This is a genomic window from Melissospora conviva, from assembly GCF_049523535.1.
GTDB classification, from domain to species: Bacteria; Actinomycetota; Actinomycetes; order Mycobacteriales; family Micromonosporaceae; genus Melissospora; species Melissospora conviva.
Map to the genome: position 1 here is coordinate 54,632 of NZ_JBLLDT010000002.1, position 25,621 is coordinate 80,252.

Annotated in this window: 23 protein-coding genes; 7 read left to right on the top strand and 16 right to left on the bottom strand. The window is 69.9% G+C overall.

All coding sequences use genetic code 11. The features are described from left to right. The first annotated feature begins 13 nt into the window (after positions 1-13). Both ACK8GG_RS05405 and ACK8GG_RS05410 read left to right on the top strand, forming a co-directional pair. Positions 14-1,483, top strand: a complete 1,470-nt coding sequence (locus tag ACK8GG_RS05405) for a dihydroorotase (RefSeq protein WP_440355722.1) — start codon at positions 14-16, stop codon at positions 1,481-1,483. A gap of 212 nt (positions 1,484-1,695) precedes the next feature. Beyond that, positions 1,696-2,628 (top strand): VOC family protein, encoded by a 933-nt coding sequence (locus ACK8GG_RS05410; RefSeq protein WP_440355723.1) that lies wholly within the window; start codon positions 1,696-1,698, stop codon positions 2,626-2,628. A 78-nt stretch (positions 2,629-2,706) separates the two neighbouring features. Here ACK8GG_RS05410 and ACK8GG_RS05415 read toward each other — a convergent pair whose 3' ends face one another. From ACK8GG_RS05415 to ACK8GG_RS05445, 7 genes are all read right to left on the bottom strand, one after another. After that, the gene (locus ACK8GG_RS05415; RefSeq protein WP_440355724.1) at positions 2,707-3,753 is read right to left on the bottom strand and encodes an ABC transporter ATP-binding protein; all 1,047 of its coding nucleotides are present in this window, start codon (positions 3,751-3,753) and stop codon (positions 2,707-2,709) included. Further along, positions 3,753-4,772, bottom strand: a complete 1,020-nt coding sequence (locus ACK8GG_RS05420) for an ABC transporter ATP-binding protein (protein WP_440355725.1) — start codon at positions 4,770-4,772, stop codon at positions 3,753-3,755. The genes ACK8GG_RS05415 and ACK8GG_RS05420 overlap by 1 nt, the downstream gene beginning before the upstream one ends. Before the next feature lie 2 nt (positions 4,773-4,774). After that, the gene (locus tag ACK8GG_RS05425; RefSeq protein WP_440350969.1) at positions 4,775-5,755 is read right to left on the bottom strand and encodes an ABC transporter permease; all 981 of its coding nucleotides are present in this window, start codon (positions 5,753-5,755) and stop codon (positions 4,775-4,777) included. 2 nt (positions 5,756-5,757) lie between these two features. Continuing rightward, complete coding sequence (locus ACK8GG_RS05430) at positions 5,758-6,723, bottom strand: ABC transporter permease (RefSeq protein ID WP_440355726.1); 966 nt, start codon at positions 6,721-6,723, stop codon at positions 5,758-5,760. Between the two features lie 213 nt (positions 6,724-6,936). Further along, positions 6,937-7,902 carry a VOC family protein gene (locus tag ACK8GG_RS05435; RefSeq protein WP_440353087.1) on the bottom strand — a complete coding sequence of 322 codons (966 nt, stop codon included), beginning with the start codon at positions 7,900-7,902 and terminating at the stop codon, positions 6,937-6,939. Between the two features lie 92 nt (positions 7,903-7,994). After that, positions 7,995-9,578: an ABC transporter substrate-binding protein gene (locus tag ACK8GG_RS05440; RefSeq protein ID WP_440353086.1), complete on the bottom strand. Its 1,584-nt coding sequence runs from the start codon at positions 9,576-9,578 to the stop codon at positions 7,995-7,997. A 213-nt stretch (positions 9,579-9,791) separates the two neighbouring features. Continuing rightward, positions 9,792-10,610: an IclR family transcriptional regulator gene (locus ACK8GG_RS05445; RefSeq protein ID WP_440350973.1), complete on the bottom strand. Its 819-nt coding sequence runs from the start codon at positions 10,608-10,610 to the stop codon at positions 9,792-9,794. A gap of 528 nt (positions 10,611-11,138) precedes the next feature. Here ACK8GG_RS05445 and ACK8GG_RS05450 point away from each other — a divergent pair. Beyond that, the gene (locus ACK8GG_RS05450; RefSeq protein WP_440355727.1) at positions 11,139-12,170 is read left to right on the top strand and encodes a nitrilase-related carbon-nitrogen hydrolase; all 1,032 of its coding nucleotides are present in this window, start codon (positions 11,139-11,141) and stop codon (positions 12,168-12,170) included. Positions 12,171-12,195: 25 nt separating this feature from the next. Next, on the top strand, positions 12,196-13,206 hold the full coding sequence (locus ACK8GG_RS05455) for a nitrilase-related carbon-nitrogen hydrolase (RefSeq protein ID WP_440353085.1): 1,011 nt from the start codon (positions 12,196-12,198) through the stop codon (positions 13,204-13,206). A 76-nt stretch (positions 13,207-13,282) separates the two neighbouring features. Here the strand turns inward: ACK8GG_RS05455 and ACK8GG_RS05460 are convergent, their stop codons facing one another. From ACK8GG_RS05460 to ACK8GG_RS05490, 7 genes are read right to left on the bottom strand one after another with little or no spacing between them, the layout of a single operon-like run. Continuing rightward, the gene (locus ACK8GG_RS05460; RefSeq protein WP_440350976.1) at positions 13,283-13,735 is read right to left on the bottom strand and encodes a DUF3598 family protein; all 453 of its coding nucleotides are present in this window, start codon (positions 13,733-13,735) and stop codon (positions 13,283-13,285) included. A gap of 56 nt (positions 13,736-13,791) precedes the next feature. Further along, positions 13,792-15,141: an aldehyde dehydrogenase family protein gene (locus tag ACK8GG_RS05465; protein ID WP_440355728.1), complete on the bottom strand. Its 1,350-nt coding sequence runs from the start codon at positions 15,139-15,141 to the stop codon at positions 13,792-13,794. Next, positions 15,134-16,171 carry an oligopeptide/dipeptide ABC transporter ATP-binding protein gene (locus ACK8GG_RS05470; RefSeq protein ID WP_440350978.1) on the bottom strand — a complete coding sequence of 346 codons (1,038 nt, stop codon included), beginning with the start codon at positions 16,169-16,171 and terminating at the stop codon, positions 15,134-15,136. Before ACK8GG_RS05470 ends, ACK8GG_RS05465 begins: the two co-directional genes overlap by 8 nt. Continuing rightward, on the bottom strand, positions 16,168-17,175 hold the full coding sequence (locus ACK8GG_RS05475; RefSeq protein WP_440351111.1) for an ABC transporter ATP-binding protein: 1,008 nt from the start codon (positions 17,173-17,175) through the stop codon (positions 16,168-16,170). The genes ACK8GG_RS05470 and ACK8GG_RS05475 overlap by 4 nt, the downstream gene beginning before the upstream one ends. A 16-nt stretch (positions 17,176-17,191) precedes the next feature. Continuing rightward, positions 17,192-18,763 carry an ABC transporter substrate-binding protein gene (locus ACK8GG_RS05480; protein ID WP_440350979.1) on the bottom strand — a complete coding sequence of 524 codons (1,572 nt, stop codon included), beginning with the start codon at positions 18,761-18,763 and terminating at the stop codon, positions 17,192-17,194. A gap of 56 nt (positions 18,764-18,819) precedes the next feature. Continuing rightward, positions 18,820-19,707 (bottom strand): ABC transporter permease, encoded by an 888-nt coding sequence (locus ACK8GG_RS05485; protein WP_440355729.1) that lies wholly within the window; start codon positions 19,705-19,707, stop codon positions 18,820-18,822. Next, positions 19,704-20,678 (bottom strand): ABC transporter permease, encoded by a 975-nt coding sequence (locus ACK8GG_RS05490; RefSeq protein WP_440350981.1) that lies wholly within the window; start codon positions 20,676-20,678, stop codon positions 19,704-19,706. The genes ACK8GG_RS05485 and ACK8GG_RS05490 overlap by 4 nt, the downstream gene beginning before the upstream one ends. Positions 20,679-20,889: 211 nt before the next feature. Between ACK8GG_RS05490 and ACK8GG_RS05495 the strand changes: the two genes are divergently transcribed. Beyond that, entirely contained in the window at positions 20,890-22,416 is a 1,527-nt protein-coding gene (locus tag ACK8GG_RS05495; RefSeq protein WP_440355730.1) for a class I adenylate-forming enzyme family protein, read from the top strand. Positions 22,417-22,449: 33 nt separating this feature from the next. After that, positions 22,450-23,178, top strand: a complete 729-nt coding sequence (locus tag ACK8GG_RS05500; protein WP_440350983.1) for a hypothetical protein — start codon at positions 22,450-22,452, stop codon at positions 23,176-23,178. 86 nt (positions 23,179-23,264) lie between these two features. Here the strand turns inward: ACK8GG_RS05500 and ACK8GG_RS05505 are convergent, their stop codons facing one another. Then, on the bottom strand, positions 23,265-23,846 hold the full coding sequence (locus ACK8GG_RS05505; RefSeq protein WP_440355731.1) for a cupin domain-containing protein: 582 nt from the start codon (positions 23,844-23,846) through the stop codon (positions 23,265-23,267). 71 nt (positions 23,847-23,917) lie between these two features. Between ACK8GG_RS05505 and ACK8GG_RS05510 the strand changes: the two genes are divergently transcribed. Next, the gene (locus ACK8GG_RS05510) at positions 23,918-24,931 is read left to right on the top strand and encodes an MDR family NADP-dependent oxidoreductase (RefSeq protein WP_440355732.1); all 1,014 of its coding nucleotides are present in this window, start codon (positions 23,918-23,920) and stop codon (positions 24,929-24,931) included. Positions 24,932-25,036: 105 nt separating this feature from the next. On the opposite strand, the gene ACK8GG_RS05515 is transcribed toward ACK8GG_RS05510, so the two are convergent. Next, complete coding sequence (locus ACK8GG_RS05515) at positions 25,037-25,561, bottom strand: DinB family protein (protein WP_440353077.1); 525 nt, start codon at positions 25,559-25,561, stop codon at positions 25,037-25,039. Between the last annotated feature and the right edge of the window lie 60 nt (positions 25,562-25,621).

The window sequence follows — 25,621 nt, forward strand, 5'->3', positions numbered from 1 at the left end:
CTAGGAGGACCGTGTGACCAGCACGCTCGATCTGCTTATCAAGAACGTCTCCGTGGTCTGCGACGGCCAGGCCGACCCGGTGCGCGTCGACATCGGCATCGCCGACGGCAGGATCGCCCGCCTGGAGGCCGACATCCCGGCCGCCGAGGCCGCCCGGGTCGTCGACGGCCGCGGCCGCGTCGCCTTCCCCGGCGTGGTCGACGCCCACCAGCACTGGGGCATCTACAACCCGCTGGAGACCGACACCGCCACCGAGAGCCGGGCCTGCGCCCAGGGCGGTGTCACCACCGCGCTGAACTACATGCGCACCGGTCAGTACTACCTGAACAAGGGCGGCCCCTACGCGGAGTTCTTCCCGCAGGTGCTCGCCGCCGCCGAGGGCAAGTCGCTGGTGGACTACGCCTTCCACCTGGCGCCGATGAGCAAGGAGCACATCGGGGAGCTGCCCGACATCGTCAGCGACTTCGGCGTCTCCTCGTTCAAGATCTTCATGTTCTACGGCAGCCACGGCCTGCACGGGCGCTCGTCGAACCAGAGCTCCTTCCTGATGATCCCCGAGGATGAGCGGTACGACTACGCCCACTTCGAGTTCGTCATGCGCGGCGTGCAGAAGGCCCGCGAGGCGCACCCGGAGCTGGCCGACCAGATCTCGCTGTCGCTGCACTGCGAGACCGCCGAGATCATGAGCGCGTACACCAAGATGGTCGAGGAGGAGGGCACCCTCACCGGTCTGGAGGCGTACAGCGCCTCGCGCCCGCCGCACTCGGAGGGGCTGGCGGTCACGATCGCCTCGTACCTGGCCCACGAGACCGGGCTGCCCAACATCAACCTGCTGCACCTGACCTCCGCCAAGGCGGTCGAGGCGGCGCTGCTGATGGCGAAGACCTTCCCGCACATCAACTTCCGCCGCGAGGTCACCGTCGGGCACCTGCTGGCCGACATCCACACCGCCCACGGCATCGGCGGCAAGGTCAACCCGCCGCTGCGCCCGCGCGATGACGTCGAGGCGCTCTGGCAGCACCTGATCGACGGTGAGATCGACTGGGTGGTCAGCGACCACGCCTGCTGCCGCGAGGAGCTGAAGTTCGGCGACCCGGCCGACGACGTCTTCCTGGCCAAGTCGGGCTTCGGCGGCGCCGAGTACCTGCTGGCCGGCATGGTCAGCGAGGGCCGCAAGCGGGGGCTGTCGTTCGGCCGTATCGCCGAGCTGACCGCCGCCAACCCGGCGCAGCGCTTCGGTCTCAACAGCAAGGGCGCCATCAAGGTCGGGCTCGACGCCGACATCGCCCTGGTCGACACCGACCACACCTGGACGGTGCGCGCCGAGGACTCCGAGTCCACCCAGGAGTACACGCCGTTCGAGGGCTTCGAGCTGACCGCGAAGGTGACCGACACCTTCCTGCGCGGCACGCAGATCCTCACCGACGGCAAGGTCACCGGGACCCCCGGCGCCGGCCAGTACGTGCGCCGCCCCAGCGTCTGACGATCTCCACGACGGAACGGCCGGCCTCCCCCGCGGGGGAGGCCGGCCGTTCCGCATGCCGGTGGGGCGGGCCCGCGCCCGGGGCGCCGACCGGTCCGCAAAGACGTTGGAACGCTGTTCCCTTGATTGGAACAAGACGGTATTCTCGCTGCTCAGAAGCGGCTCAGTGAACACTCTGCCGCCGCTTCCCCGGCCGAGCACAGGAGAAGACAATGATCAGCGCAGTCCGGTACGTCACCGTCGCCGTCCGCGACCTGGACCGCGCCTGCCGCTTCTACGAGGAGACCTTCGACTACCTGCCGCACGCCCGGGCGACCGTCACCGGCGCGGCCTTCGAGCAGCTCTGGCGACTGCCCGCCGGGATGACCGCCGAGGTCGCCGTCCTCGGACCGGCCGGCGCCGACAGCGGACGGCTGCGCCTGATCGCCTTCGATCGCCCCGGTGAGCCGTACTGGGGCGACTACGGCAACCCCCAGGACCACGGGCTCTACGCGCTCAACATCCGGGTCCCCGAGATCGGGGCGGCGGTGCAGCGACTGCGGGCGGCCGGCGGCCGCAGCAAGTCCTCACCGACCCGCTGGACCGTCACCCCGCAGGTGTCGGCGTGGGATTCGCTCTCCTACGATCCCGACGGCGTCATCCTCGACGTCTTCGAACTGGAGACGGCCCCGGGCTCCCTGATGGACGACTACGACGGGGGCTGCACCGCCCTGCAGACGATCTGCCTGCACTCCGGCGACGCCCGGCAGAGCGCGCGCTTCTACGCGGCGCTGGGCTTCCGCCCCTGGTACGACAAGATGATCGAGCGGATGGAGGGGTTCTTCAAGATCCCCGCCGGTACGCCGCTGCACAACATCAACATGGTGATGCCGGACTCCCCCTCGATCGGGCGCATCGAGATCGCCCAGTACGTCGGTTTCCCCGGTTCCTCCCAGCGCGACCGCGCCGTACCGCCGAATCTCGGACTCCTCTCGGCGTCGCTTGAGACGACCGACCTGGCCGAGACCGGGAAACTGCTGCGCGCCATCGGCGCCGAGCCGGTCGGCGAGGCCGTCGAGGTGGACCTGCCCGGCAGCGGCGCAGTCCGGGCCCGCTCCTACTACGGTCCCGACGACGAGGTGCTGGAGTTCTACCAGACGCTCTGATCGCCGGGGTCACCCGCGGCGGACACGAAGGAGGGGGCGGCCCCGGCAGGCCGCCCCCTCCTGGCTCTGTGCCGGCCCTCAGGCCGGCACGACCGGCAACGTCACCGCGCCCGCGGGCACCTCGGCGGCCGGCACCGCGTGACAGGCGGCCTGCTGGCCACCGACCTTGACCTCCAGCACCGGGTACTCCTGTCTGCAGACCTCCATCGCCAGCGGGCAGCGCGGGTGGTAGTGGCAGCCCGAGGGACGGTTGATGGCGCTGGGCACCTCGCCGACCGGCGCCGGCTCCTTGCCGCGCCGGCGCGGATCCGGCTTCGGCGCGGCCTTGAACAGCGCCTGCGTGTACGGGTGCTGCGGCGCACTCTCCAGCTGCTGCCGGGTGCCGATCTCCACGATCCGCCCCAGGTACATCACCGCGATCCGGTCGGCCACGTAGGAGACCACCGCCAGGTCGTGGCTGATGAACATCAGGGTCAGCCCCAGCTCGGACTTCAGGTCCTTGAGCAGGTTCATCACCTGCGCCCGGACACTGACGTCGAGACTGGCGGTCGGCTCGTCGGCGACCAGGAAGTCCGGTTCGGTGGCGAGCGCCCGGGCGATCCCGACCCGCTGCAGCTGCCCGCCGCTGACCTCGTGCGGATAGCGGTGGGCGAAGTCGGCGTTGAGCCCGACCAGCTCCAGCAGGTCCAGGGCCCGGGCACGGCGGGAGGCGGCGTCGCCGATGCCGTGCACCAGCATCGGCTCGGCGATGATGTCGGTCAGCCGGTTGCGCCGGTTGACCGACGAGTACGGGTTCTGGAAGACCATCTGCATCTTGCGCCGCTGCCGGCGCAGCGGTTCGCGCCCCAGCCGGGTCACGTCCTGACCCCGGAAGCTGATCGTGCCCGAGGTCGGCTCCTGCAGGCGCAGGATGGTCCGGCCCAGGGTGGACTTGCCCGAACCGCTCTCGCCGATGACCGCCAGGGTCTGCCCCGGCATGATCTCCAGGCTGACCCCGTCGAGGGCGTGCACGACCTCCCGCTTGCCGGTGAAACGGCTCAGCAGACCACCGCCGACCGGGAAGTGGGTCTTCAGATCCTGGACGCCGACCACCGGGGCGTTGTCGTTCTGGGTGCCGCTGGGCATCAGGCACTCTCCTTTGCAAGAAGCGGCGTCCGGCCCACGCGGTGGCAGGCGGCGAGGCCGCCGGCGTCGTCCGCCACCAGCGCCGGCGCCGTCGCGTGGCACTGCGGGCCGAGCAGCGAATCGCAGCGCGCCGCGAAGGTGCAGCCGGTGATCTTCTCGTCGAGGCCGGGAACGGAGCCGCGCATGGCGTAGAGCCGCTGCCCGTCGTGCGGGAAGCCGGGAATCGCCTTGAGCAGCTGCTGCGTGTACGGGTGCTGCGGCCGTTCGAAGAGGTCGTAGACGTTCGCCACCTCGACGACCCGGCCGGCGTACATCACGATGACCTTGTCGCACATCTCGGCGACAACCGACAGATCGTGGGTGACCAGCACCATCGCCAGGTTGCGCTGCGCGCAGAGCCCGCGCAGCAGTTCGAGCACCTGCGCCTCGATGGTGACATCCAGGCTGGTGGTCGGCTCGTCGGCGAGGAGCACCTTCAGGTTGGTGCTGGAGCAGGCCACGGCGATCATGATGCGCTGCAGCTGGCCCTGGCTGAACTGGAACGGGTAGGAGTTCAGCTTGCCCCGGCCGTCGATGCCCACACCCTTGAGCAGGCGGATGATCTCGGCGTCGTACTCGCTGCGCTTGAGGTCGGGGCGGTGCAGGCGCAGCACCCGGCGGAACTGGCTGCCGATCGTCCAGGACGGATTGAACGAGTTGATCGGATCCTGGAAGATCATCGCCATCTCGCCGCCGCGCATGCGCCGGCTCTCCTCCGAGCTGAGGCTGCGCAGGTCGCGGCCGTCGAGGACGATCTCGTCGGCCTGGACCTCGGCCGGCGGCTTGAGCATGCCCAGGATCGACTTCAGCGCGGTGCTCTTGCCCGATCCGCTCTCGCCGACCAGGCCGACGATCTCGCCGGGACGCACCGACAGGGAGAACTCCTTGACGGCCGGCACCTTGGCGCCGCGGAACTCGTAGCTGGTGCGCAGGCCCTTGACCGAGAGGACCTCGGTGGCGGGCGAAACCGGCTCACTCATCGTCACTGCTCCTCCGAGTCGGACCGCGTACGGCGCTTGGTGGTCTTGGCGCGCGGGTCGAGCTCGTCGCGGAGCTGGTCACCGAGGAGGTTGAAGACCAGCACGAAGAGCGCGATCGCGATGGAGGGGAAGACGACCAGCCACCAGCCGCCGAGGGTGAGCTGCTTGCTGGCCTCGTTGAGCAGGGTGCCCCAGCTCGCCCCCGGTGGCCGTACGCCGAAGCCGAGGAAGGAAACCGCCGCCTCGACGGTGACCGCCATCGCCAGCGCGAAGGCCGCCTGCACCACCAGCGGGGCCGCGATGTTGGGCAGCAGGTTGCGCAGCAGAATGTCGCGGGTACGGCCGCCGAAGGACTTGACCGCGAGGATGTAGTCCTCGCGCATCTCGGCGAGCACGCTGGCGCGGGCGATGCGGGCGAAGACCGGCACCAGCACCACACCGATCGCGATCGCCACCAGCACCTCGTTGCTGATCTCCAGCGGGCCGATCCCGAGGTCGCGTTCGCTGAGGATGCCGGTGACCACCGGGACCAGGACGAGCAGCGGGAAGGAGAGCACCACGTCGAGCAGCCGCATGATCAGGGAGTCGACGCGCGAGCCGGCCCACATGCCGGCGAGCATGCCGAGCAGGGTGCCGAGCGCCAGTGCGCACGCCACCGCACCGAAGCCGATGATGATGGAGATCTGCGAGCCGTGCAGGAAGCGGCTGAACACGTCGCGGCCGAGGCTGTCGGTTCCCATCCAGTGCTCGCCGCTGGGTGCGGCCAGCGAGTCGCCGACCAGGCCCGCCGGATCGTGGGGCGCCAGGAACGGGCCGACCAGGGCCAGCAGCAGGAAGAACCCGACACCGATGAGGCTGAACAGCGAGCCCGGCCGGGAGGCCAGGCGGCGCAGCAGGCTGGGCTCGCCGGTGTGGTGCACCGAGGCGTGCTTGCGGCCGGTCCCGCCCGGTTGCGGCGTCTCGGCAATGGATTCGGCAGCCATCGTCACTCCTTCCCAGCTCCGTACCCGAAGCGGATGCGCGGGTTGATCACGCCGTAGAGGAGGTCGACGACGATGTTGATGGCCACGAACGCGGCGGCGACGAACATCATCACGCCGATGGTGACCGGGTAGTCGCGGATGTTGAACGACTCGACCAGCAGCCGGCCCAGGCCGGGGATGCCGAAGACGGTCTCGACCACGACCGAGCCGCCGAGCAGGAACCCGGTCTGCACACCGAGGACGGTGACCACCGGCAGCAGTGCGTTGCGCAGGGTGTCCTTCCAGATGATCACCCGTTCACGTACGCCCATCGCCCGGGCGGCGGCGACGTAGTCGTGGCCGAGCACCTCCAGCATGCTGGAGCGGGTGAGCCGGGCGACCAGCCCGATCTGCGGAGCGGCCAGCGCGATCGCCGGCAGCCAGGTGCGCTGCAGGCTCGCGACGACATCCTCGGTCAGCGGGACGAATCCCTGGTAGGGCAGGATGCCCGGGAACCACCAGCCGAAGATCAGCACCAGGAAGAGCGCCACCACCAGGTTCGGCACCGAGATGCCCGCCAGCGAGCCGACCCGGATGAGCTGGTCGGTGAGGCGGTTGGCCCGCAGCGCGGAGAGCACGCCCAGCGGCACCCCGATGACGATGATGAACAGCAGGGCGACGACGGCGAGCTGGATGGTGGCCGGCAGCCGCTCCGCGATGACCGCGGTGACGGCGGCCTTGTCCGTGTAGGACGTGCCGAGGTCGCCGCGCACCAGATCCCCGAGCCAGGCGAGGTACTGCAGCCAGATCGGTTCGTCCAGCCGCATGTCGGCGCGGATCTGGGCGAGCACCTCCGGCGGCGCCTCCAGGCCGGCCGACATCAGCGCCGGGTCACCGGGGGCCAGCCGCAGCAGTGTGAACGCCACGATCGAGGCCACGAGCAGTACCGGCACGGCGGAGAGGATGCGGGAGACCGCGAGCCTCAGCATCGTGCGACTCCCCGCTTCGGGATGCACCGATTAGTCGAGTACATGGTTCCGCCTTAGATTTCGCAGTCGAGCCTGCGGGTCCACAACCGTCCGCCCTGACGCTGGACCTCTTCAGCAGGCCACATCCGTTCCGCCTATAGGAACGTTGTTCCAGACACTAAAGCCCTGGTCATTGCGGGTCAAGGAGCCGAACGTTTCGGATCTGTGCCCGATTCAGCGGTCAGCCGGGGCCGGATTGGTGGCCTCCACGACCAGGTGCCAGACACCGTGCGGCGGCAGTACCACCGCCGCCCGGGTGACCCCGAACGGCGCCATTTCCAGGTCGGTTGGGGCCGTCGCCACGGCCTGCTCGCCGCCGGTCTCGCGTGCCTTCGACAGGGTGGCCGTCAGGTCGTCGGCGAGCAGCACGGCACCGACCAGACCCCGGCGCGGCGGCCCGGAGCGGCCGCGCAGGGACGCCGCGCCCGAGCTCATCCCGTAATCCATCAGGCCGAAGTACGGCTCCCGGGTGGAGTTGCCGACACAGAGCCCGCGCAGCTGGACGTCCTCGCCGCTGCCGAGCATCGCGGCGAGCGAGGCGTCGGTGATGGCGTACTCGAAGATCACCTGCCAGTCGAAGACGGCGTCGTAGAAGTCCAGCACCGGCGCGGCGTCGGAGACCGGCGACGAGATGCTGAGGACCTCGCTGACCACCCTGTCGCGAACCTGGGCGTAGCCGGTGAAGAAGTCCGCCGGTCCACCCAGGAATGCCGTCGCCACGTTGTCCCCGGCCCAGAGGTGCGCCTCGCGGAACGCCCCCGCCTCCAATTCGTACGCCGCCTCTTCCTGGACCACCGCGTAGCCCCGCTCGCGGGCGTGCCGTACGGCCGCGGCGTGGTCGGGAGCGTAGAAGTCGATCACCTTCAGCGCGTCGGCGGCGAGCCGGGAGTCCTGGTCGCGGACCAGCTCCTCGCAGGGCGGGTCGAAGGAGCAGAGCATTGCGCCGTTGTTCGTGCCGGGGGTGTTGAGCACGATCACCTCGGCGGCGCGCACCTCGGGGCCGAACAGGGCCGCGGCCTGCTCGCCCTCGACGTGGGTGCGGCAGGCCTCCCGCATGCCGAACACCTCGGTGAACAGGCGTGTCTGCCCGTCGAGGTCTCCGGTCGAGATCAGCGGACCATAGATGCGGGCAGCGGTCATGGCGTTCCTTCCGGCGGCAGTGCGGTCGACAGATGAGCCGGTGGGGGCGGGGCAATCACCCCACCCCCACCGGGAGACGAACCCTGCTGCGGTCAGCTGGCGTCGAGCAGGGTGTTGAACCAGAACAGCGAGGAGGGCTGGTAGTTCTTCAGGTTCTTCGACCACGCCTCGCTGGTCTGCGAGACGACGATCTGGATGTTGCCCTGGGTCACCACGTCCCGCTCCTGCACCGCGAGCCAGGCCGCGGCCCGCTCCTGCTCGGTCTCGGCGATCAGCGCGGTGTTGAGCAGCTTGTCCATCTCCGGGTCGGAGAACTTGTTGAAGTTGTTCGCCGAGGCGCTGTTGAGGCCGCCGTTGACGTAGTCGGGAGCGAAGCCGCCGGCGGCGGTCACCGCGTTGCTGAACATGATCAGGTCGTAGTCGCCGGAGACCAGCTTCGGGTAGAAGGCGGCGGTGTCCTGCCCCTCGACCGTGGCCTCGATGCCCAGCTCCTTCAGGTTCGATTGCACGATGGTCGCGGCGCTGACCAGGTCGGGGCTGTTGAAGGCGATGATGCTCAGCTTGCGGTTCAGCGTGACGCCGGAGGCCGCCAGGTGCTCCTTGGCCTTGGCCAGGTCCGGCTTGTCGCCGAAGGTCTTACCGAGCGTCTCGTCGTGGTACATCATGCCGGGCGTCAGGTAGGTGCTGTTCGCCGCGGCGGCACCCTTGTAGACCTGGTTGACGATGGCGCCCCGGTCGATGGCCCAGCTCAGCGCCAGCCGGAAGTCGGTGTTGGCGGTCGGCTGCCCCTTCTTCTGCGAGGGGTAGAAGAAGACGCGGCTGATGTTGGTCGTCACCGTCTCGGCGTTGTGCCCGCGGTCCTTGATCTGCTTGACGTACTCGGCGGGGATGTCCGGCGCCAGGTGCGATTCGCCGTTGGTCAGCCGCGCGATGCGCGATGCCTCCTCCGGGATCACCTTCAGGGTCACGCTGTCGAAGGCCGGCTTGGTGCCGTGGTACCCGTCGAAGCGGACCAGGCGCATCGAGTCGCCCCGGCTGACCTTCTCCAGCTTGAACGGTCCGGAGCCGTTCTCCGTCTGCGAGTACGTCTCGTTGGGCTTGTAGCCCGCTTCCGACGACAGGATCGGGATCATCGCCAGGCGGCTCTCCATGTACGCGTACGGCGCGTTGAGGGTGAGCACGACGGTGTCCGCGTCCTTGGCCTCGATCGAATCCATGTACGCCAGTGCGGAGAGGTAGATGGTGCCGTTGCTCTTCTCGGCGGCCTGGGTGTAGGTGAAGACGACATCCTCGGCGTCGAGATCCGAGCCGTCGTGGAACTTCAGGCCGGGCCGCAGCTTGATGGTGTAGGTCTTGCGGTCCTCGCTGATCTGCGGCAACTCGGCGGCGAGGTCGGGAGCGACGCTCTTGTCCTCGTTCCACTTCAGCAGGGAGCTGTAGGCAAGGCGGTAGAAGCGCTGCGCCTCGGGGGTGTTGCGGTACATGGGGTCGAGCGAGTCCGGCTCGGCCGAGACATCGATGACCAGGTCGGTGATCTTCGCGTCCGCGTCGGCACCCGTACCCCCGCCGCAGGCGGCGGTGGCGACCACCAGGCCGGCAGCGGCCGCTCCGAGGACAGCCTTGTGCAGGTGCGCTCGGGACCGCAGCGCCAGCCTGCGTCGAAGAGTGGTTTTCAAAGCGACTCCGATTCTAAGGACGGCCGCAGGCCGAATCGCGCCTGTTCCGATGAGCGGAACCCCGTTACGGATGAAATGTAGGAGTCGGCGTAACCCAAGGTCAAGGCCCAATCAGGGCTTGAAATCGGAATCCGGTTTCAGGTATTGGAACAAGAGACGCACGCCCTGCGGGGATCCCGCAGGGCGTGCCGACGTGAGGGAAGAAGTCCGTTATTACCCGATCCAGCCGCACTTCTCGGAGAGCCGCCGACTGATCTCCAGCAGCGTGTCGCGGCAGGTGTCGAACTCTGCCGAGAATCGCTCCAGCGGGCCGCAGACACTGATGACCGCCACCGGCGTGCCTTCGTGGCCGAAGACCGGAGCGGCCACCGACGCCGCACCGCTCTTGCGCTCCGCGGTGGAGCGCGCGAAGCCCTGGGAACGCACCTGGGCGAGATCGGAGCGCAGCGCCTGAGCGTCGGTGATGGTGCCCGGCGTCAACGACTCCAGCGGCACCTTCTGCAGGTACTCGGCCAGCTCCCGGTCGGTCAGATAGGCCAGGAACGCGCGCGACGAAGCGCCGGCGTGCAGCGGGTACGGGGTGCCGAGTGAGATCGACATGATGACCTCGCGCGGCGGGGTGATCTGGTCGACGTAGATGCGTCGCGAGCCGGCCCGGATGGAGAGGGTCGCGGTCTCATTCGTGCGCTCGCAGAGCTCCATCAGGAACGGGTGCGCGATCCGGCGCACGTCGATCCGGTCCAGGTAGGTCAGGCCGAGTTTCATCGCCGCCAGGCCGAGGGAGTAACGCCGGGTGTCCTCGTCGAGCTCGATCAGGTCCCGGCTGCGCAGCGACGCGAGCACGCGGTGCACGGCGGCCTTGGAGAGCCCGAGCGCCTCGGCGATCTCGGTGACCCCGAGCGTCGGCTTGGCGGAGGCCACGAAGTGCAGCAGCACGTCGGCGGCGCGTTCCACCGTCGCGATGGTGGCGCTGCCATTGTCGGACCTGCCGTTGCGCCGGCCCTTGTCAAGCTCCGCTACCCGCCCTGGCATAACTGGACTCCTTGTCACTTCTGGTCGCGGTCTCGCCCACGGACCGGCCGGACGGAACCCGCCGCGAGGCGTAAGCACCACCTGGCGGCGCCACCGGTCTCGAGACCACAACATGCCAGGGATCTGAGGTTCCCCGGGGGATGTGACACCGGGCTATGCCTTGATCTATTGCAGGTTAGTCGATTCGACGCTCGGTTCATAGTGGCTCGGCGGCAAGTAACCGAGGATTGAGAGGCGACGCGCCTGAGCTGCGGACACGCGGGTTGCCGACTGGTTCGCGCCCGGCAATGTGGACCGGTGACCCCGCAGATGTCGGCATGGCCCCCCGGTGGCTTCTGCCGCTTTTGGGTGGCTGCCGCGCAGGTCTGGACGTGACACCCAGAATTATGAAACGCTGTTCCGGTCAACGGAATGCATCCCGTGCGGCCGCGTCGCGGGGCCCGACCCGGCCACGGCTGCCCCAGCCCGGCCAAGGGCAGCTTCGCAGCACTCTGCGATCCGCTCCCGCCGCCAGCATGAGGAGAACCCATGTCGCTGCCGCCGTCGTACCGGGCACTGGCCCTGCAGGTGCGCACCGAGGCGGTCAACCGGCTCGGCGTCACCGAGGCCCGCGAACTGATCGCCGCGAGCATCGCGCGGATCGGGCAGGCCGCCCGCGGCGCCAAGGGCTGGGTCGGTGCGGAGTGCCGGCTCATCGTGCTCCCCGAGTACGTCCTGACCGGCTTCCCCATGGGTGAGGCCGTCCCCGCCTGGCGGGACAAGGCCGCCCTGGCCCCCGACGGTCCCGAATACGCCGCGCTCGCCGCACTCGCCCAGGAACTGCGGGTGTACCTGGCCGTCAACGCCTACGAGTCCGACCCGCACTTCCCGCAGCTCTACTTCCAGGCCAGCGTGGTCCTCGGGCCGACCGGCGAGGTGGTACTGCGCTACCGCCGCCTGCACTCGCTCTACTCCCCCAGCCCCTACGACGTCTGGGACCGCTACCTCGACGCCTACGGCCCCGACGCGGTGCTTCCGGTGGCCCGTACCGAGATCGGCGCGCTCGCCGCGGTCGCCAGCGAGGAGATCCTCTACCCGGAGCTGGTCCGCGCCCTCGGGCTGCGCGGCGCCGAGGTGCTGCTGCACTCCACAAGCGAGGTCACCAGCCCGCAACTGACCCCCAAGGCGATCGCCCGCCGCGCCCGCGCCATCGAGAACATCGCCTACGTGGTCTCGGCCAACACCGGCGGGCTGCGCGGCACGGCGATCCCCGGCGACTCGGCCAACGGCGGCTCCGAGATCCTCGACTTCGCCGGCCGGGTGCTGGTGCAGGCCGGCCCGGGCGAGAGCACCGCCGCCTACACCGACCTGGACCTGGGCGCCCTGCGCCGGGAACGCGCCCGGCCCGGCATGCTCAACCTCCCGTCGCGGGTCAAGGCCGCCCTCTGGGCACAGGAGTACGCCCGCCACGACCTGGAACGCCCCAACTCGCTGGCGGAGACCGCCCCCGACCGGGCCTTCTTCACCCGCCGTCAGGCGGAGGTCCTGCAACGGCTGGCCGACGCCGGCGCAATCAACTGACCCATCGCGCAAGGAAAGAAGCAATATGAGCGATCAGCCCGCACCCGGACGATACGAGACCGCGCCGCTGGCGAAGGAGCGCTGGACCCTCGGGGTGGTGCAGTCGCGCATCCACGCCGCCGCCGACGCCGCCGAACAGGCCGCCAACCTGCGGCACATGCTCCACCTGATCGACAACGCCTGCCACTACGGCGGCGGACCCGACCTGCTGCTGTTCCACGAGTTCCCGATCAGCGGCTGGGACACCTGGACCCGCGCCGAAGCCGAGGCCCGCTGTATCGAGATCCCCGGCCCGGAGGTCGCCGCGATCGCCGCCAAGGCCAAGGAGTACGGCACCTGGATCGCCTTCGGCGCGTATGTGCGCGACCCGGACTGGCCCGGGCACATCCTGAGCCTGACCACCCTGATCGACTCCGACGGCGAGATCGCGGCCACCCACTGGAAGGCCCGCAACGTCAAGGGACTCTTCCCCGGCTTCGAACTCTTCACCACCACCATCTACGACGTGCTCGACGAGTACGTCGAGCGGTACGGCGCCGACGCCGTCCTGCCCATCGCGCGCACCCCGCTGGGCAACCTGACCATGTCGCAGACCCAGCTCGAACCGGAGCTGATGCGCGGCCTGGCGATCAAGGGCGCCGAGGTGATCCTGCGGACCGCCAGCGGCGGCTTCACCGAGACCGACATCGCCGCGACCGCCCTCTACAACCGGGTCTACTGCGCGGTGGCCAACAACGCCCTGCTGCTGCCGGAGGGACCGTACTTCCAGGACACCGGCGCCGGCGGTTCGGCGATCTACGGACCGGACGGCAAGGTCATCGCCAAGGCCGACAAGTTCGAGACGATGCTGACCGCGCCGATCCCGATCGCCGAGTTCCGCGCCCGGCACCTGCAGCCCGACATCCACTGGGACCTGGTCCGCGGCGTCTTCGACGGCTACACCAGCCGGTTCGCGCCGAACCTGTTCAGCGAGTACCAGCCCGAATCCCTCGACGACGCCGCGCGCTACGTGGCCGGCCGGTCGCGCTGGTCCTGACGGCCTGCGGCGAAACGGGCGACCGCCCCGCACCGATGACGGTGCGGGGCGGTCGTGCGTTCGGCCCGAGGTGGTCTCAGGCGACCTTGCGCTCCCGGATGACGGTCCGCTTCACCAGGCGGTCGTCCTCCATCCAGTGCCAGGTCCGGACCTTCTCCTGCCCGTCCTTGCTGAGCTGGATGAGCTCGTAGAGGTAGTTGCCCGGCTTGAGCAGGTCCTTATAGGTCCAGGTCAGCAGGATCGTCTGGTCGTCCCACTGGTTCATGTAACCGCTGATGCGGTCGTTGTCGAAGTGGATGTCCCGGCCCTTGAGGACGCCGTCGAACTGGATGGCCTCCTCGCGGCCGTCCGGCCAGGTGTAGGTGTTGATCTGGATGACGTCACAGGATCCGTCCTGCGGTTCCCACATCCGCAGGTGCGAGGCGTGCCGGTCGATCTCGCGGCCGTCCGGGTCCAGGTGGACGTACTCGCCCCGCCACTCGCCCATGTGCCGGGCAAGGATCGGGAACTCGGCTTCCCAAGCGCTCATGACGTTGTTTCCTTTCTCGATGTTGCTGTGTGCGCACCTGGTGACACCACGACGGGTCAGACGTCGTACCACCAGGGTTGAATACGCGGCGATCTGCGGGTCAGCAGCACCCGCTGACGCAGGAACCGCCGCAGCGACGCCGGTCCCATCCGGCTGGGCCCCAGACCGGAGGACTTGAACGCCTGCTTCTCGCCCTCCGGCACCAGACCGGTGAGGCAGACGTCGTTGACGCTGATCCCCCCGGCCAGCAGCCGGGGCGCGATCAGCGCCGCCTGCTCCGGGTCGGCGAAGACCGCGCCGGAGAGCCCGTACTCGCTGTCGTTGGCCAGCCGTACCGCGTCTTCGACGCTATCCGCCACCATGATCGGAATGACAGGGCCGAAAGTCTCTACCGACATCAGCGTCATTTCGTGATTTACGCCGGTCACCACCGTCGGACGCAGGTAGCGCCGCCCACCGTGGACCTCGATCTGGCCACCGCAGCGAATGGTCGCGCCCTGTGCCACCGCGTCGGCGAGCTGAGCGGCGACCACATCGGCCTGCCGGTCGTCGATGAACGGGCCGAGCTCCCCGTCGGCCGGCTCCGGCACCGCCAGGCGTACCCGGTTGGCCTTGGCGACCAGCCGCTCGACGAACTCCTCGGCCACCGGCGCCTCGACATAGACGCGCTCCAGGGACATGCAGGACTGGCCGGTGTTGGCGGTCGAGCCCCAGAGGATCGCCGAGCTGGCGATATCCAGGTCGGCGGTCGCGGTCACGATCGCCGGATCCTTGCCACCGAGCTCCAGGAAGGCCGGAATGAACTGCTCGGCGGCTGCCGCGGCGACCAGCCTGCCGGTGCGCACACTGCCGGTGAAGCAGACAGCGTCGACCTGGCGGACCAGCTCCGCGCCGGCCGCTGGGCCGCCCTCGACGATCGACAGCACCGCCGCCAGCTCCGGCACCGCGGCGATGCTCTCCCGCAGGGCCGGCACGAAGGACGGGGTCAGTTCACTGGGTTTGACCAGCACCGCACAGCCGGCCAGCAACGCCGGCACCGCGTCGATCAACGCCAGCTGCAACGGAAAGTTCCACGGCGAGACCACACCCACCAGCCCGTACGGGACAGGAGCGTCCTGGATCGCCACGGCGCCGTCGGCGCTGGACCGCTCCTGGCCCTGCGCCAGCAGTTCCCGCGCCCAGCCGGAGTGCCGCTCGATCGAGGACAGGACCGCGCCGACCTCCATCTCCGACAGCGCCAGGCGACCGGTGTCGCGGGCCAGCCCTGCGACGAGCGCCGGACGGCGGGCGGCGATCTCGGCCGACCAGCGGGCCAGCACGGCGATCCGCTCGCCGACGCCGCGCCGCGCCCAGTCGCCGGCGTGCAGCCGCAGCACGCCGGCCTGCGCGGCGAGGGTGTCAGTCATCTGTCTTCTCCTCGATGGTCCAGTTCGTCGCGGCGAGCGCGTCGAGGCGCAGGCAGGACACCGTGGTCCCACCCGGTGCCGGCTGCGGTTCGGGGACCTGTTCGCGGCACTGTGCGGTGGCGAACGGGCACCGGGTGTGGAACCGGCACCCGCTGGGCACGTCGACCGCCGAGGGCACCTCGCCCACCAGCGGTGCCTGGGGCAGTTCGCCGATGCGCAGCTCCGACGGCGCCGCCGCCAGCAGGGACCGGGTGTACGGGTGCGCCGGGTGGGAGAAGACGTCCGCGGCGGCGCCCACCTCGACGAACTTCCCGAGGTACATCACCGCGACCCGGTCGGCCAGGTGCCGGGCGATGTCCAGCTCGTGGGTGATGAGCACGTAGGAGAGGCCGAGTTCGGCGCGCAGGTCGGCCAGGAGGTTCACCAGGATCGCCTTGACACTGACGTCGAGACTGGCGGTCGGTTCGTCGAGGACCAGCACCTGCGGCTCGCCGGCGAGCGCCCGCGCGATGGTGACCCGCTGCAGCTCACCCCCGCTGATGTCACGGGGCCGCCGGTCCAGGTACTCGGCGGGGAGTCCGACCAGCCGCAGCAGCTCCACCGCCCGGGCTTCGCGCGCCGCCCGGTCTGGCGCCAGGCCGTGCACCTGCAGCGGCTGCGTGACGATGTGCCGGATGGTCTTGGCCCGGTTCAGCGCCGACCACGGGCTCTGCGAGACCAGCTGGACCCGGCGCCGGGCCGCGGGGTCGCGCACCGTCACCGGCCGTACGTCGTGCCCGGCGACCCGGGCCAGTCCGGAGGTCGGTTCGAGGAGCCCGACGAGGACCTTCGCCACGGTCGACTTCCCGCAGCCCGACTCGCCGACGATCGCCAGCGACTCCCCCGGGCCGACCTGAAGACTCACCCCGTCGACGGCGTGCACGACCGGTGCCGGGCCGCCCCGGCGCCGCCGGCCCTTGACCGGGAAGTGCTTGACCAGCTCCTGCAGCTCCACCGTCGCCGCGGCGACGGGAGTTGTCGTGGCGCTCATTCCGCCTCCTCCATGTGGTGGCAGCGCGCCACCGACAACGACAGCACCCGAGGCTCGGGCACGACGCGGTGACAGAGCTCGTCGGCACGCTCGCAGCGGGGCGCGAACCCGCAGCCGGGCAGCCGGTGCGAGCCGCTGACGGTGCCGGGAATGGCGCGCAGCCGCTCACCGCGCGCATGCCGGGCCGGCATGGCGTTGAGCAGCGCCTGCGTGTACGGGTGCCGGGGCCGGGCGAAGAGTTCCGCGGTCGGGGCCAGCTCGACGAGCTGGCCGCCGTACATCACGCCGACCCGGTCACAGATCTGCGCCACCACGGCCAGGTCGTGGCTGACGAAGACGACCGAGTTGCCCAGCCGGTCCTTGAGGTCCACCAGCAGCCGCAGGATCTGCGCCTGCACGGTGGCGTCCAGGGTGGTGGTGGGTTCGTCTGCCAGCACCAGCTCCGGTTCGCGGGCGAGGACCGCCACGGCGATGAGCATCCGCTGCAGCTGGCCACCGGAGAACTGGAACGGGTAGTCGTTGAGCCGGGAGGTGACACCGGCGAGGCCGACACTTGTCAGCAGCTCGTCGATGCGGTTGTCGTCGAGACCGGTCAGCCGCCGCAGCTGCGCCCGCACCGGGGTGACCGGCGACAGCGACGTCATCGGCCGCTGCGGGACCAGGCCGATGCGCCGGCCGCGCAGCTGCCGCACCGCCCGCTCGTTCATCCGCGACAGGTCCTGCCCGGCGAAGCGCAGCACGTCGGCCCGGGTCTCGGCGCCGCGGGGCAGCATCCGCATCAGCGCGGTCAGCACGGTGCTCTTGCCGGAGCCGGACTCACCGACCAGACCGAGCACCTCACCGCGGGCCACCGTGAACGACACGTCCCGCACCGCCGGCAACGGACCGGCCGCCGTCGGGTAGGTGACGTGCAGCCCCTCCACCCGCAGCAGCTCCTCGGCCGCGCCAGGGGCGCCGGTGGCCGCCGCGGCGGCCACCGGCGCAGGTCCGTCACTACGAACCATCACCTGTGTGTTCCTTTCATGCCATCAGCTGCGCGCCGGCTGCGGGCAGCCGGCTGAGCGAGAGCTGACCGGCGTCGAGAGCCGTGACGTCCGTACGCTGGGCGATGATCAGGCTCGGGTAGACCGGCGGCACCGCGATGGCGTCGGCGGCGAGCAGGGCGTCGGCCTGCTTGCAGGCGGCGGTGCGCTCCTCGTCCGAGCTGGTCGCCCAGGCCTGGCCGAGCAGCTTGTCGACCTCGGCGTTGGCGTAGCCGTAGTTCATCGCGTTCGTCGAGACGTACGTGCTGAACAGCGGGAAGGCGGTCTTGCCGGCGCTGACGCCGGTGGAGTAGCTGCTCATCGCCATCTGGTAGTCGCCGGCCATCCAGCGGGAGATCCAGGTGCCGCCGTCGATGATGTCGAGCTTGCAGGTGATGCCGGCCTGCTTCCAGCCCTCGACCAGCACCTGGGCGGCGTTGGTGAGTTCCTTGGACGAGGAGCTCACCATCAGGGTGAACTCCACCGCCCCGGCGCCGGCCTCGGCCAGCAGCGCCTTGGCCTTGTCGACGTCGGGCGTACCGCTGTAGAGCGCGGCGTCGGGGTTGTGCCCCTCCAGCGCCGGTCCGGCCGGGCCCTGGCCGATGCCGGCGGTGCCGGCGTAGACGACCTCGTTGACTCCGGCCCGGTCCATCGAGTGGGCCAGCGCCTGCCGGACCTTGACGTTGTCGAAGGGCCCCTTCTTGGCGTTGAAGTAGCTCAGGATGGAGATCGGCGCCGCCACCACGTGCACGTTGATGGCGGATTCCTTCTTGAGCAGCGCCACGTTGTCCGGCGGCACGTCCGTCATCACGTGGATCTCGCCGCTGCGCAGGCTCACCGTGCGCGTCGCCGCGTCCGGGATCGCCGTGAAGGTCACCTTCTCCAGGGCCGGCGCCTCGCCGTGGTAGCCGGCGTTGCGGGTGAGCTCGACCTTCTGCCCCTGGGCGACGGAGCCCACGACGAACGGGCCGGTGCCCATCGTCGTGTCGGTCTTGTCGATGAAGTCCTTGTGGACGATCGGCAGGTTGTTCAGCAGGGAACGCAGGATGCCGTACGGCGCCGCCAGGGTGATGACCACGGTCAGGGCGTCGGTGGCCTTGGCGTCGGCGACGCTGTAGGCGAAGTAGGTGGTCCAGTCGCTGTAGGCCTTCGTGTTGCTCACGTGCTTGAGCACCGCGGCGACGTGCTCGGCGGTCAGGGCGTCACCGTTGGAGAACTTCACGCCCTCCTTGAGGGTGATCGTCCAGGTGAGACCGTCGGCGGAGATCTCGGGCTCGCCGGCGGCCAGCAGCGGCACCGACTTCATCGACTCGTCGTAGTCGTAGAGCGACTCGACCACGGGAGCGCTGGCCCAGGCGACCGCGCTGGTGGTGGCCACCAGCGGGTTGAGGTAGTCCGACACGGCGGGCATCCCGATGAGCAGGTTGCCGCCCTGCTGCGGGGTCAGGTTGCCGGCGGCGCCGCCGGAGCTGTCGCTGCCGCCGCAGGCGGCCAGCGCGGTGCCCGCGCCGACGAGACCGATGGCTGCCAGGAAACGCCGACGAGAGAACGAGGACGAAGTGAGGGACATCAGGGGACTCCTTGTTACCGGCGGTGCGAAAGGGGATCGGTTGGTGTGTCGCCGGCTCAGCGGCCGTTGCCGAGCAGCCGGTCGACTTCGTCGCCGAGCAGGTTGATGCCGATGGTGACCAGCAGGATCACCAGGCCGGGGATGATGGAGAACCACCAGGCGCCGAGCATCAGGTAGCTCGTCGCGCCCGAGAGGATGTTGCCCAGGCTCGGGTCGGGCGGCTGGATGCCCAGACCGAGGAAGGACAGGGCACTCTCGGAGAAGATGGCGATGCCGACCCAGAGGAAGGCCTGCACCAGCACCGGTGGCAGCACGTTGGGCAGCAGTTCGACGGTGACGATGCGCCAGCGGGGCACGCCGACGACCCGCAGGCAGTTGACGTACTCCTCCTGCACCTCCACCAGGGTGGCGGCCCGGGCGACCCGGGCGAAGTAGGGCAGGAAGGAGAGTGCGAGCAGCAGCACGACCTTGGCGGCGGGGCCGACGGTGACCGGGCCCCACTGCGACTCGCCGTTGCCGAGCATGCCGAGGATGAACAGCGCCAGGATGAACACCGGCAGCGCCTGGAGCGCCTCCAGCGTGCGCATGATCGCGTCGTCGATCCACCGGCCGCCGTGGTAGCCGGCGAGCAGTCCGAGCGGCACTGCGACCAGCAGCCCGGCCAGCACGCTGCCGATCGCCACCAGCAGGGAGAGCCGGGCGCCGTCGGCGGTGCGGGCGAACAGGTCCCGGCCGAGGTTGTCGGTGCCGAACCAGTGCGCGCCCGAGGGTGCCTCCAACGGTCCCCCGGTACGCGCCAGCGGGTCGACGGCGATCAGCGGACCGACGACGGCCAGCAGCGCGAACGCCATCACGAAGACCAGGCCGGTCCAGCCGAGCGGGCTCAGTCGCGGTGCGCGCCGGGTACGCCTGCGGGTGGCCACGGTGGCGGTGGCGTTGCTCATCGGGATCCTCCCGTGGCGGCCGAGAACTGGGCACGGATGCGCGGGTTGATCGCGAAGTAGAGCAGGTCCACGATCAGGGTGACGATCAGGAAGAGTCCGGCCGTCCAGTAGGTGCTGGCGATCGCCACCGGGTAGTCCTGCGCCATGAAGGAGGTGACGATGAGCTGTCCGAGGCCCGGCACGTTGAAGACGTTCTCGATCAGCACGGCGCCGCCGATGAAGGAGCCGAGCGTCATCCCGACCACGGTCAGGGTCGGGATGACCGCGTTGCGCAGGGCCAGCCGGCTGAGGATGGTGCGTTCGGGCAGCCCCATGGCCCGGCCGAAGGCGACGTGGTCGGCGCGCAGTTCACCGATGAGCGACGAGCGCAGCGTCCGGGCGATCACCGCGGCGGAGGCGAGCCCCAGCGCGAAGCCGGGCAGCACCATCGATTTCAGGTTGCCCAGCGGGTCCTCGGAGAAGGAGACCCAGCCGGAGCTGGGCAGGATCCCGGTGAGGTAGAGCCCGAAGGTGAGCACCAGGACGAGGCCGAGCCAGAAGCTGGGCACCGAGAGGGCGACGACGCTGCCGACGCGGACCAGGCCGTCGACGAAGCCGCCCTGGCGGGCGGCGGCGACGGCGCCGGCGAGCAGTCCGACGACGGTCCAGAGCGCGAACGACGTCAGGCCGAGCTCCAGCGTGATCGGGATGCGCTGCATGAGCATCTCGCTGACGGGCCGGTTGGTGGTCAGCGAGTTGCCGAAGTCGAAGGTGAACATGCTGCCGACGAAGTGCCAGTACTGGGTCAGCAGCGGCTGGTCGAGGCCGAGCTGCGCCATCACCGCCGCGCGCTTCTCGGGCGTCGGGTTGTTGCCGAGGTATGCATTCTCGGGACCACCCGGGCTGGCGTGCAGCATGAAGAAGACGAGGGTCAGGACCAGGACGAGCACGCCCGTCAGACCCAACAAGCGCCGCACGAGGTAGCGCACCACCGAGGCAGCCTCCTGTTCCGTGGGTTGGAACGCTGTTTAACAGGTGGGAACGCTAGACGAGAACCACCGAATGTGGAAGACCCGTTTTGTGGTCTTCTTCGAGGCCGTCACCGAAGCGTGATCTTGAGTCGAGCGCCCCTCTAGACAGGAAGTTCCTATCTGTGGAACGCTGTTTCACCCAACCTCTCGACAGTGCTGAGGGTGATCCTCTGTGACGACCGCACCGAGCGGCGCTCCGCTCAACATCGCCAACGGTGTCCGCGAGTTCGCCCGTGCGACACCCGACGCCGTAGCCGTGATCGACGGCGACCGGCGGCTCACCTACCGGCAGCTGCACGAGCGGGCCGCCCGGCTGGCGCAGAGCCTCACCGGCCGCGGCCTGACCGCCGGCTCACGGGTCGCGGTCTGCCTCGGCAACCGGCTCGAACACCCCGAAATCGCCTGCGGTATCGCGATGGCCGGGATGACGATGGTGCCGCTGAACCCGCGCTACACCGCGGCCGAGGCCACGTTCATCCTCGAACACTCCGAATCCGCCGCGGTGATCGCCGACGCCGCGCTCGCGGCCGTGGTGGCTCCCGCCGTCGCCGCCGGCGCCCTGATCGCCCTCGCCGTCGGCGACGCCGATGGCTTCGAGTCCTACGACGAGGCGCTCGCCGCCGCGACCCCCGTGGACCCGCAGGTACCCGTCGACGAAGAGGCGCCCTTCTGTATCGCCTACACCTCGGGCACCACCGGCGCACCGAAGGGCGTCATGATCAGCCACCGGTCCCGGGTGCTGACCTTCTACATGGCGGCGATGGAGTGGGGCCTGGGCATCGGCCGGACCTCGATCGCCGTGGCGCCGATGTACCACGGCGCCGGTTTCGCCTTCGGCTACGCGCCGGTCTTCACCGGCGGCACCGTGGTGATGCTGCCCAAGTGGAACCCGCAGGCGCTGCTCGAACTTATCGAGCGCGAGCGCGCCCAGTCGGTCTTCCTGGTCCCCACCCACGCGCAGATGCTGCGCGGCCTCGGCGCCGACGCCATCGCCGCCCGTGACCTGTCCACCCTGGACACTCTCTACTTCAACGCCGCTGCCCTGCCGTGGGAACTCAAGCAGTGGGTGATGGCGGCCTTCCCCGCCGTCGGCGTGCACGAGCTCTACGGCTCCACCGAGAGCGGGATCATCACCAACCTGCGCCCGGCGGACATGGCCCGCAAGCCCGGCTCCGTCGGCCAGCCCTGGTTCATGACCGAGGTACGCGTCGTCGACGCCGACGGCAACCCCGTGGGCCCCGGCGGCACCGGTGAGCTGTTCAGCCGCTCGCCGTACCTGATGCGCGGCTACCTGAAGAACCCCGAGGCGACCGCGGCCTGCACCACCGACGACGGCTTCCTCAGCTGCGGCGACATGGTCCACATCGACGACGAAGGCTACTTCTACATCGTCGGCCGCAAGAGCGACATGATCGTCTCCGGGGGCATCAACGTCTACCCGCGCGAGATCGAGGACGTGCTCGCCACGCACCCCAGCGTCGCCGAGGCCGCCGTGGTCGGCCTTCCCTCCGCCCAGTGGGGCGAAGAAGTGACCGCGTACGTCGTCCCGGCCGGCGACGCCGACCTCGACGTCGAGGCGCTCGAGGCGCACTGCCGCCAATCTCTGGCAGGCTACAAGATCCCCCGGCAGTGGCACCCCATCGCCGAGCTTCCGCGCAACGCGGCAGGAAAGGTCGTCAAGCGCGACATCCGGGCCTGAGCAGCCCCCGCGAACCACCCCGATCGGAGAACAATGCCGTTGGCAACCACCATCGAGCCGGTCTACGGCTTCGATCTGCACAGCTTCGCGATCCTGCTGCACATTCTGCTGCTGACCTACTGGCTCGGCGGGGACCTCGGGGTCTTCTACGCCAGCCGCTACGTCACCAACCCGGAGGTCTCCCCGACCGGCCGGGCCATCGCCATGAAGATCATGCACATGGTCGACCTGGCGCCGCGGGTCTGCCTGATCCTCATGCTCCCCTCCGGCGTGACCCTGATGGCCGCCACCGACCTGGGCCGCGACATCTTCTACGGCTGGCCGCTGGCGCTGGTCTGGGTGGCGGCCCTGATCTGGCTGGCGATCATGCTGGTCGACTTCTTCAAGCGCGCCGACCGCTACGCCGACCTGGTCCACAAGGCCGACTGGATCGTCCGCATCGGCCTGGTCGTCGGCCTGCTCGGCGCCTCGGTCTACACCCTGATCGTCGACGAGCCGTTCGGTGTCACCACCAACCCGAAGTGGCTGGCCGGCAAGGTCGCCGCCTACGCGATCTGCATCTTCGGCGGCATCATGATCCGGGTGTCGCTGCGGCCGTTCGGCCCGGCCTTCGGCAAGCTGATGTCCGAGGGCTCCTCCCCCGAGGTGGAGAAGGGCATCGGCGGCGCGATGAGCCGCGCCGTGCCGTACGTCTTCCTGATCTGGGCGATGGTCCTGGTCGCCACCTTCCTCGGTGTGGTCAAGCCCGGCACCATGGCCTGACGACACCGTGATCTGACAGCAGACACCGAGCGCCTCCCACCAGCAGTCGGTGGGAGGCGCTCGGTGTTGTCGGATCGGGGCCGCTCTCAGGCCCAGGTACGCACCAGCGCACGTCCCGAACCGGTCGGGGTCGCACCCGCCGGGAGCAACTCCCAGGTCAGGCTCTCCAGCCAGAGAATGTCGGTGTCGACGGCCACGGGTTCGGCGGGGACAGTGTCGAGCGCCTGGAAGCTGCCCGCCACCTCCGGCGCGTCCTTGCGCATCACCCCGGCCGGGACGCCGTGCACCGGCTCCTGCGGCGCGGCCTCGTCGGGCTCGCCCTCGGTCCACTTCGGCGCCCCGGCGAAGTACGCCAGCACGAGCGCCCCCTGCGGGCTGGCGGTGCCGGCACGGATCGCCCGCGGCGGCAGGTACACGTAGTCGCCGGCGCCGTGCGTGCCAACGACCTCCATGCCGCCGTCGAGCACCACGAACTCCTCGGCCACCGGATACCAGCCGGTGCCGGGCCGGCGCCAGCCGGCGGGGAAGCGCACCAGCGAGACGCTGGCCTTGGTCTCGGGGTCGGCGTGCAGCCGGCGCATCCGCACCGGGGGCTCCGAGCCGGGCAGGGTCAGGTCCAGCCACTGGCCCTGGTCTTCGGCGCGCAGGTCAATCGGGGTGGTCGTCACGGTCGCCCTCTCCACAGGTCACGGCGCTGTTCCGTCTAGTGTAATCGCGTTTCCTTATCTAGGTTGAGGGCATGAGTGTTCGGAAATCCACCTGCGTGGTCCTCGCGGCCGTTCCGCAGGGCGTGCCCGGTCCCGAGATCTTCACCGTCGCCACCGAGGAGGTCGGCGACCCGGGTCCTGGCGAGGCACTGGTCCAGGTCAGCGATCTGTCGCTGGACCCGTACCTGCGTACCACCCTGGTGGGGCGCCACCTCGACGATCCGGTGGTGCCGATCGGCGGTGTGATCCCCGGCCGCGCGGTCGGCCGGGTCGTCGCCTCCGCCGACCCGTCGCTGCCGGCCGGCTCGTGGGTGCTCGGCGAGACCGGCTGGCGCGAGTACGCCCTGCTGCCCACCACGCAACTGCGACCGATCGCCGTCCCCGACGGGGTGCCCCGCTCGGCGGCGCTCGGCGCGCTCGGCATGCCCGGTCTGACCGCGTACGCCGCCGTGCAGCGTCACCTGCGCCCGGTCGCCGGTGACACCGTCGTGATCGGGTCGGCCACCGGCGGCGTCGGCTCGGTCGCCGGCCCGCTGGCGAAGCTGGCCGGTGCCCGCACCGTCGCGCTCGTCGGTGACGACGCGAAGGCCAAGACCGCCGTGCAGACCCTCGGCTACGACGCCGCCGTGGTGCGCACCGCCCCGGACTGGATCGAGCAGCTCGCCGCCGCCTGCCCGGACCGGATCAACGGCTACCTGCACATGGGCGACGCGCAGACCCTCGAGGTGGTGATGGAGTCCCTTGCCGTCGGCGCCCGGGTGTCGCTCTGCGGCCTGATGGATCAGACCAACGGCGGCCCCCGCACCATGCTGCGTGCCGGCGCGGTGATGGCCGCCCGCGCCGTCGTGCACGGCATGGTCGTCTACGACCACTTCGACCTCGCCGCCGAGCAGGTGGAGCGGGTCGCGGACCTGCTGCGCGAAGGGCGGCTGCACCTGCACGAGGACCGCTACCAGGGGCTGGCGAGCGCCCCCGAGGCGTTCGCCCGGCTGATGAGCGGCCGCAACCACGGCAAGGTCGTCGTCCAGGTCGCCGCGCTGGACTGAGGCGTCGTCGTCCAAGTCGCCGAGCTGGACGACAGGTGTGTCGCCGGTGGCCCTGCCCCCGTGCCGGGGCCGCCGGCGACACACCGCGTCGCGACGGGCCGCAGGTCAGCCCATCGTCTTCGCGCCGTCGATCGACTCCCGGATGATGTCGGCGTGCCCGGCGTGCTGGGCCGTCTCGGCGAGGATGTGCAGCAGCACCCGCCGCCCCGACCAGCTGATCGGCTCCGGCCACCAGGGCGCCTCCGGCAACTGCTGCGCCGTGTCGAGGTCGGCCAGCGACCGCACCACCTCCTCCGTGCGGTGAGCCACCTGCTCGTACTTCACGAGCAACGCGGCCAGCCCTTCGCCATCGGCCGGCACGAACTCGGCGGCGTGCTCGTCGGCCTGGGCCGGATCGGTCCAGCTCGGCAACGCAGACGGCCCCTCCACGAGGAAGTTCACCCAGCGGCGTTCGGTTTCACTGACATGCTTGATCAGACCGCTGATGCAGAGCACGCTGACGGTGCTGCGCTGCAGCCCCTGCTCGTCGGTGAGTCCCTGCGCGGTCTGGCGCAGAAAACCCCGGTGCAGGGCCAGCGTCTCCAGCAGCGTCGCACGCTCGGCGTCAAGACCGGCTTTGGTCTCGGTCACGGCAGCACCTCCCATAGATTCATCCACCGCCGCCGACGCTAGCCCTGCCCTCCGACACTC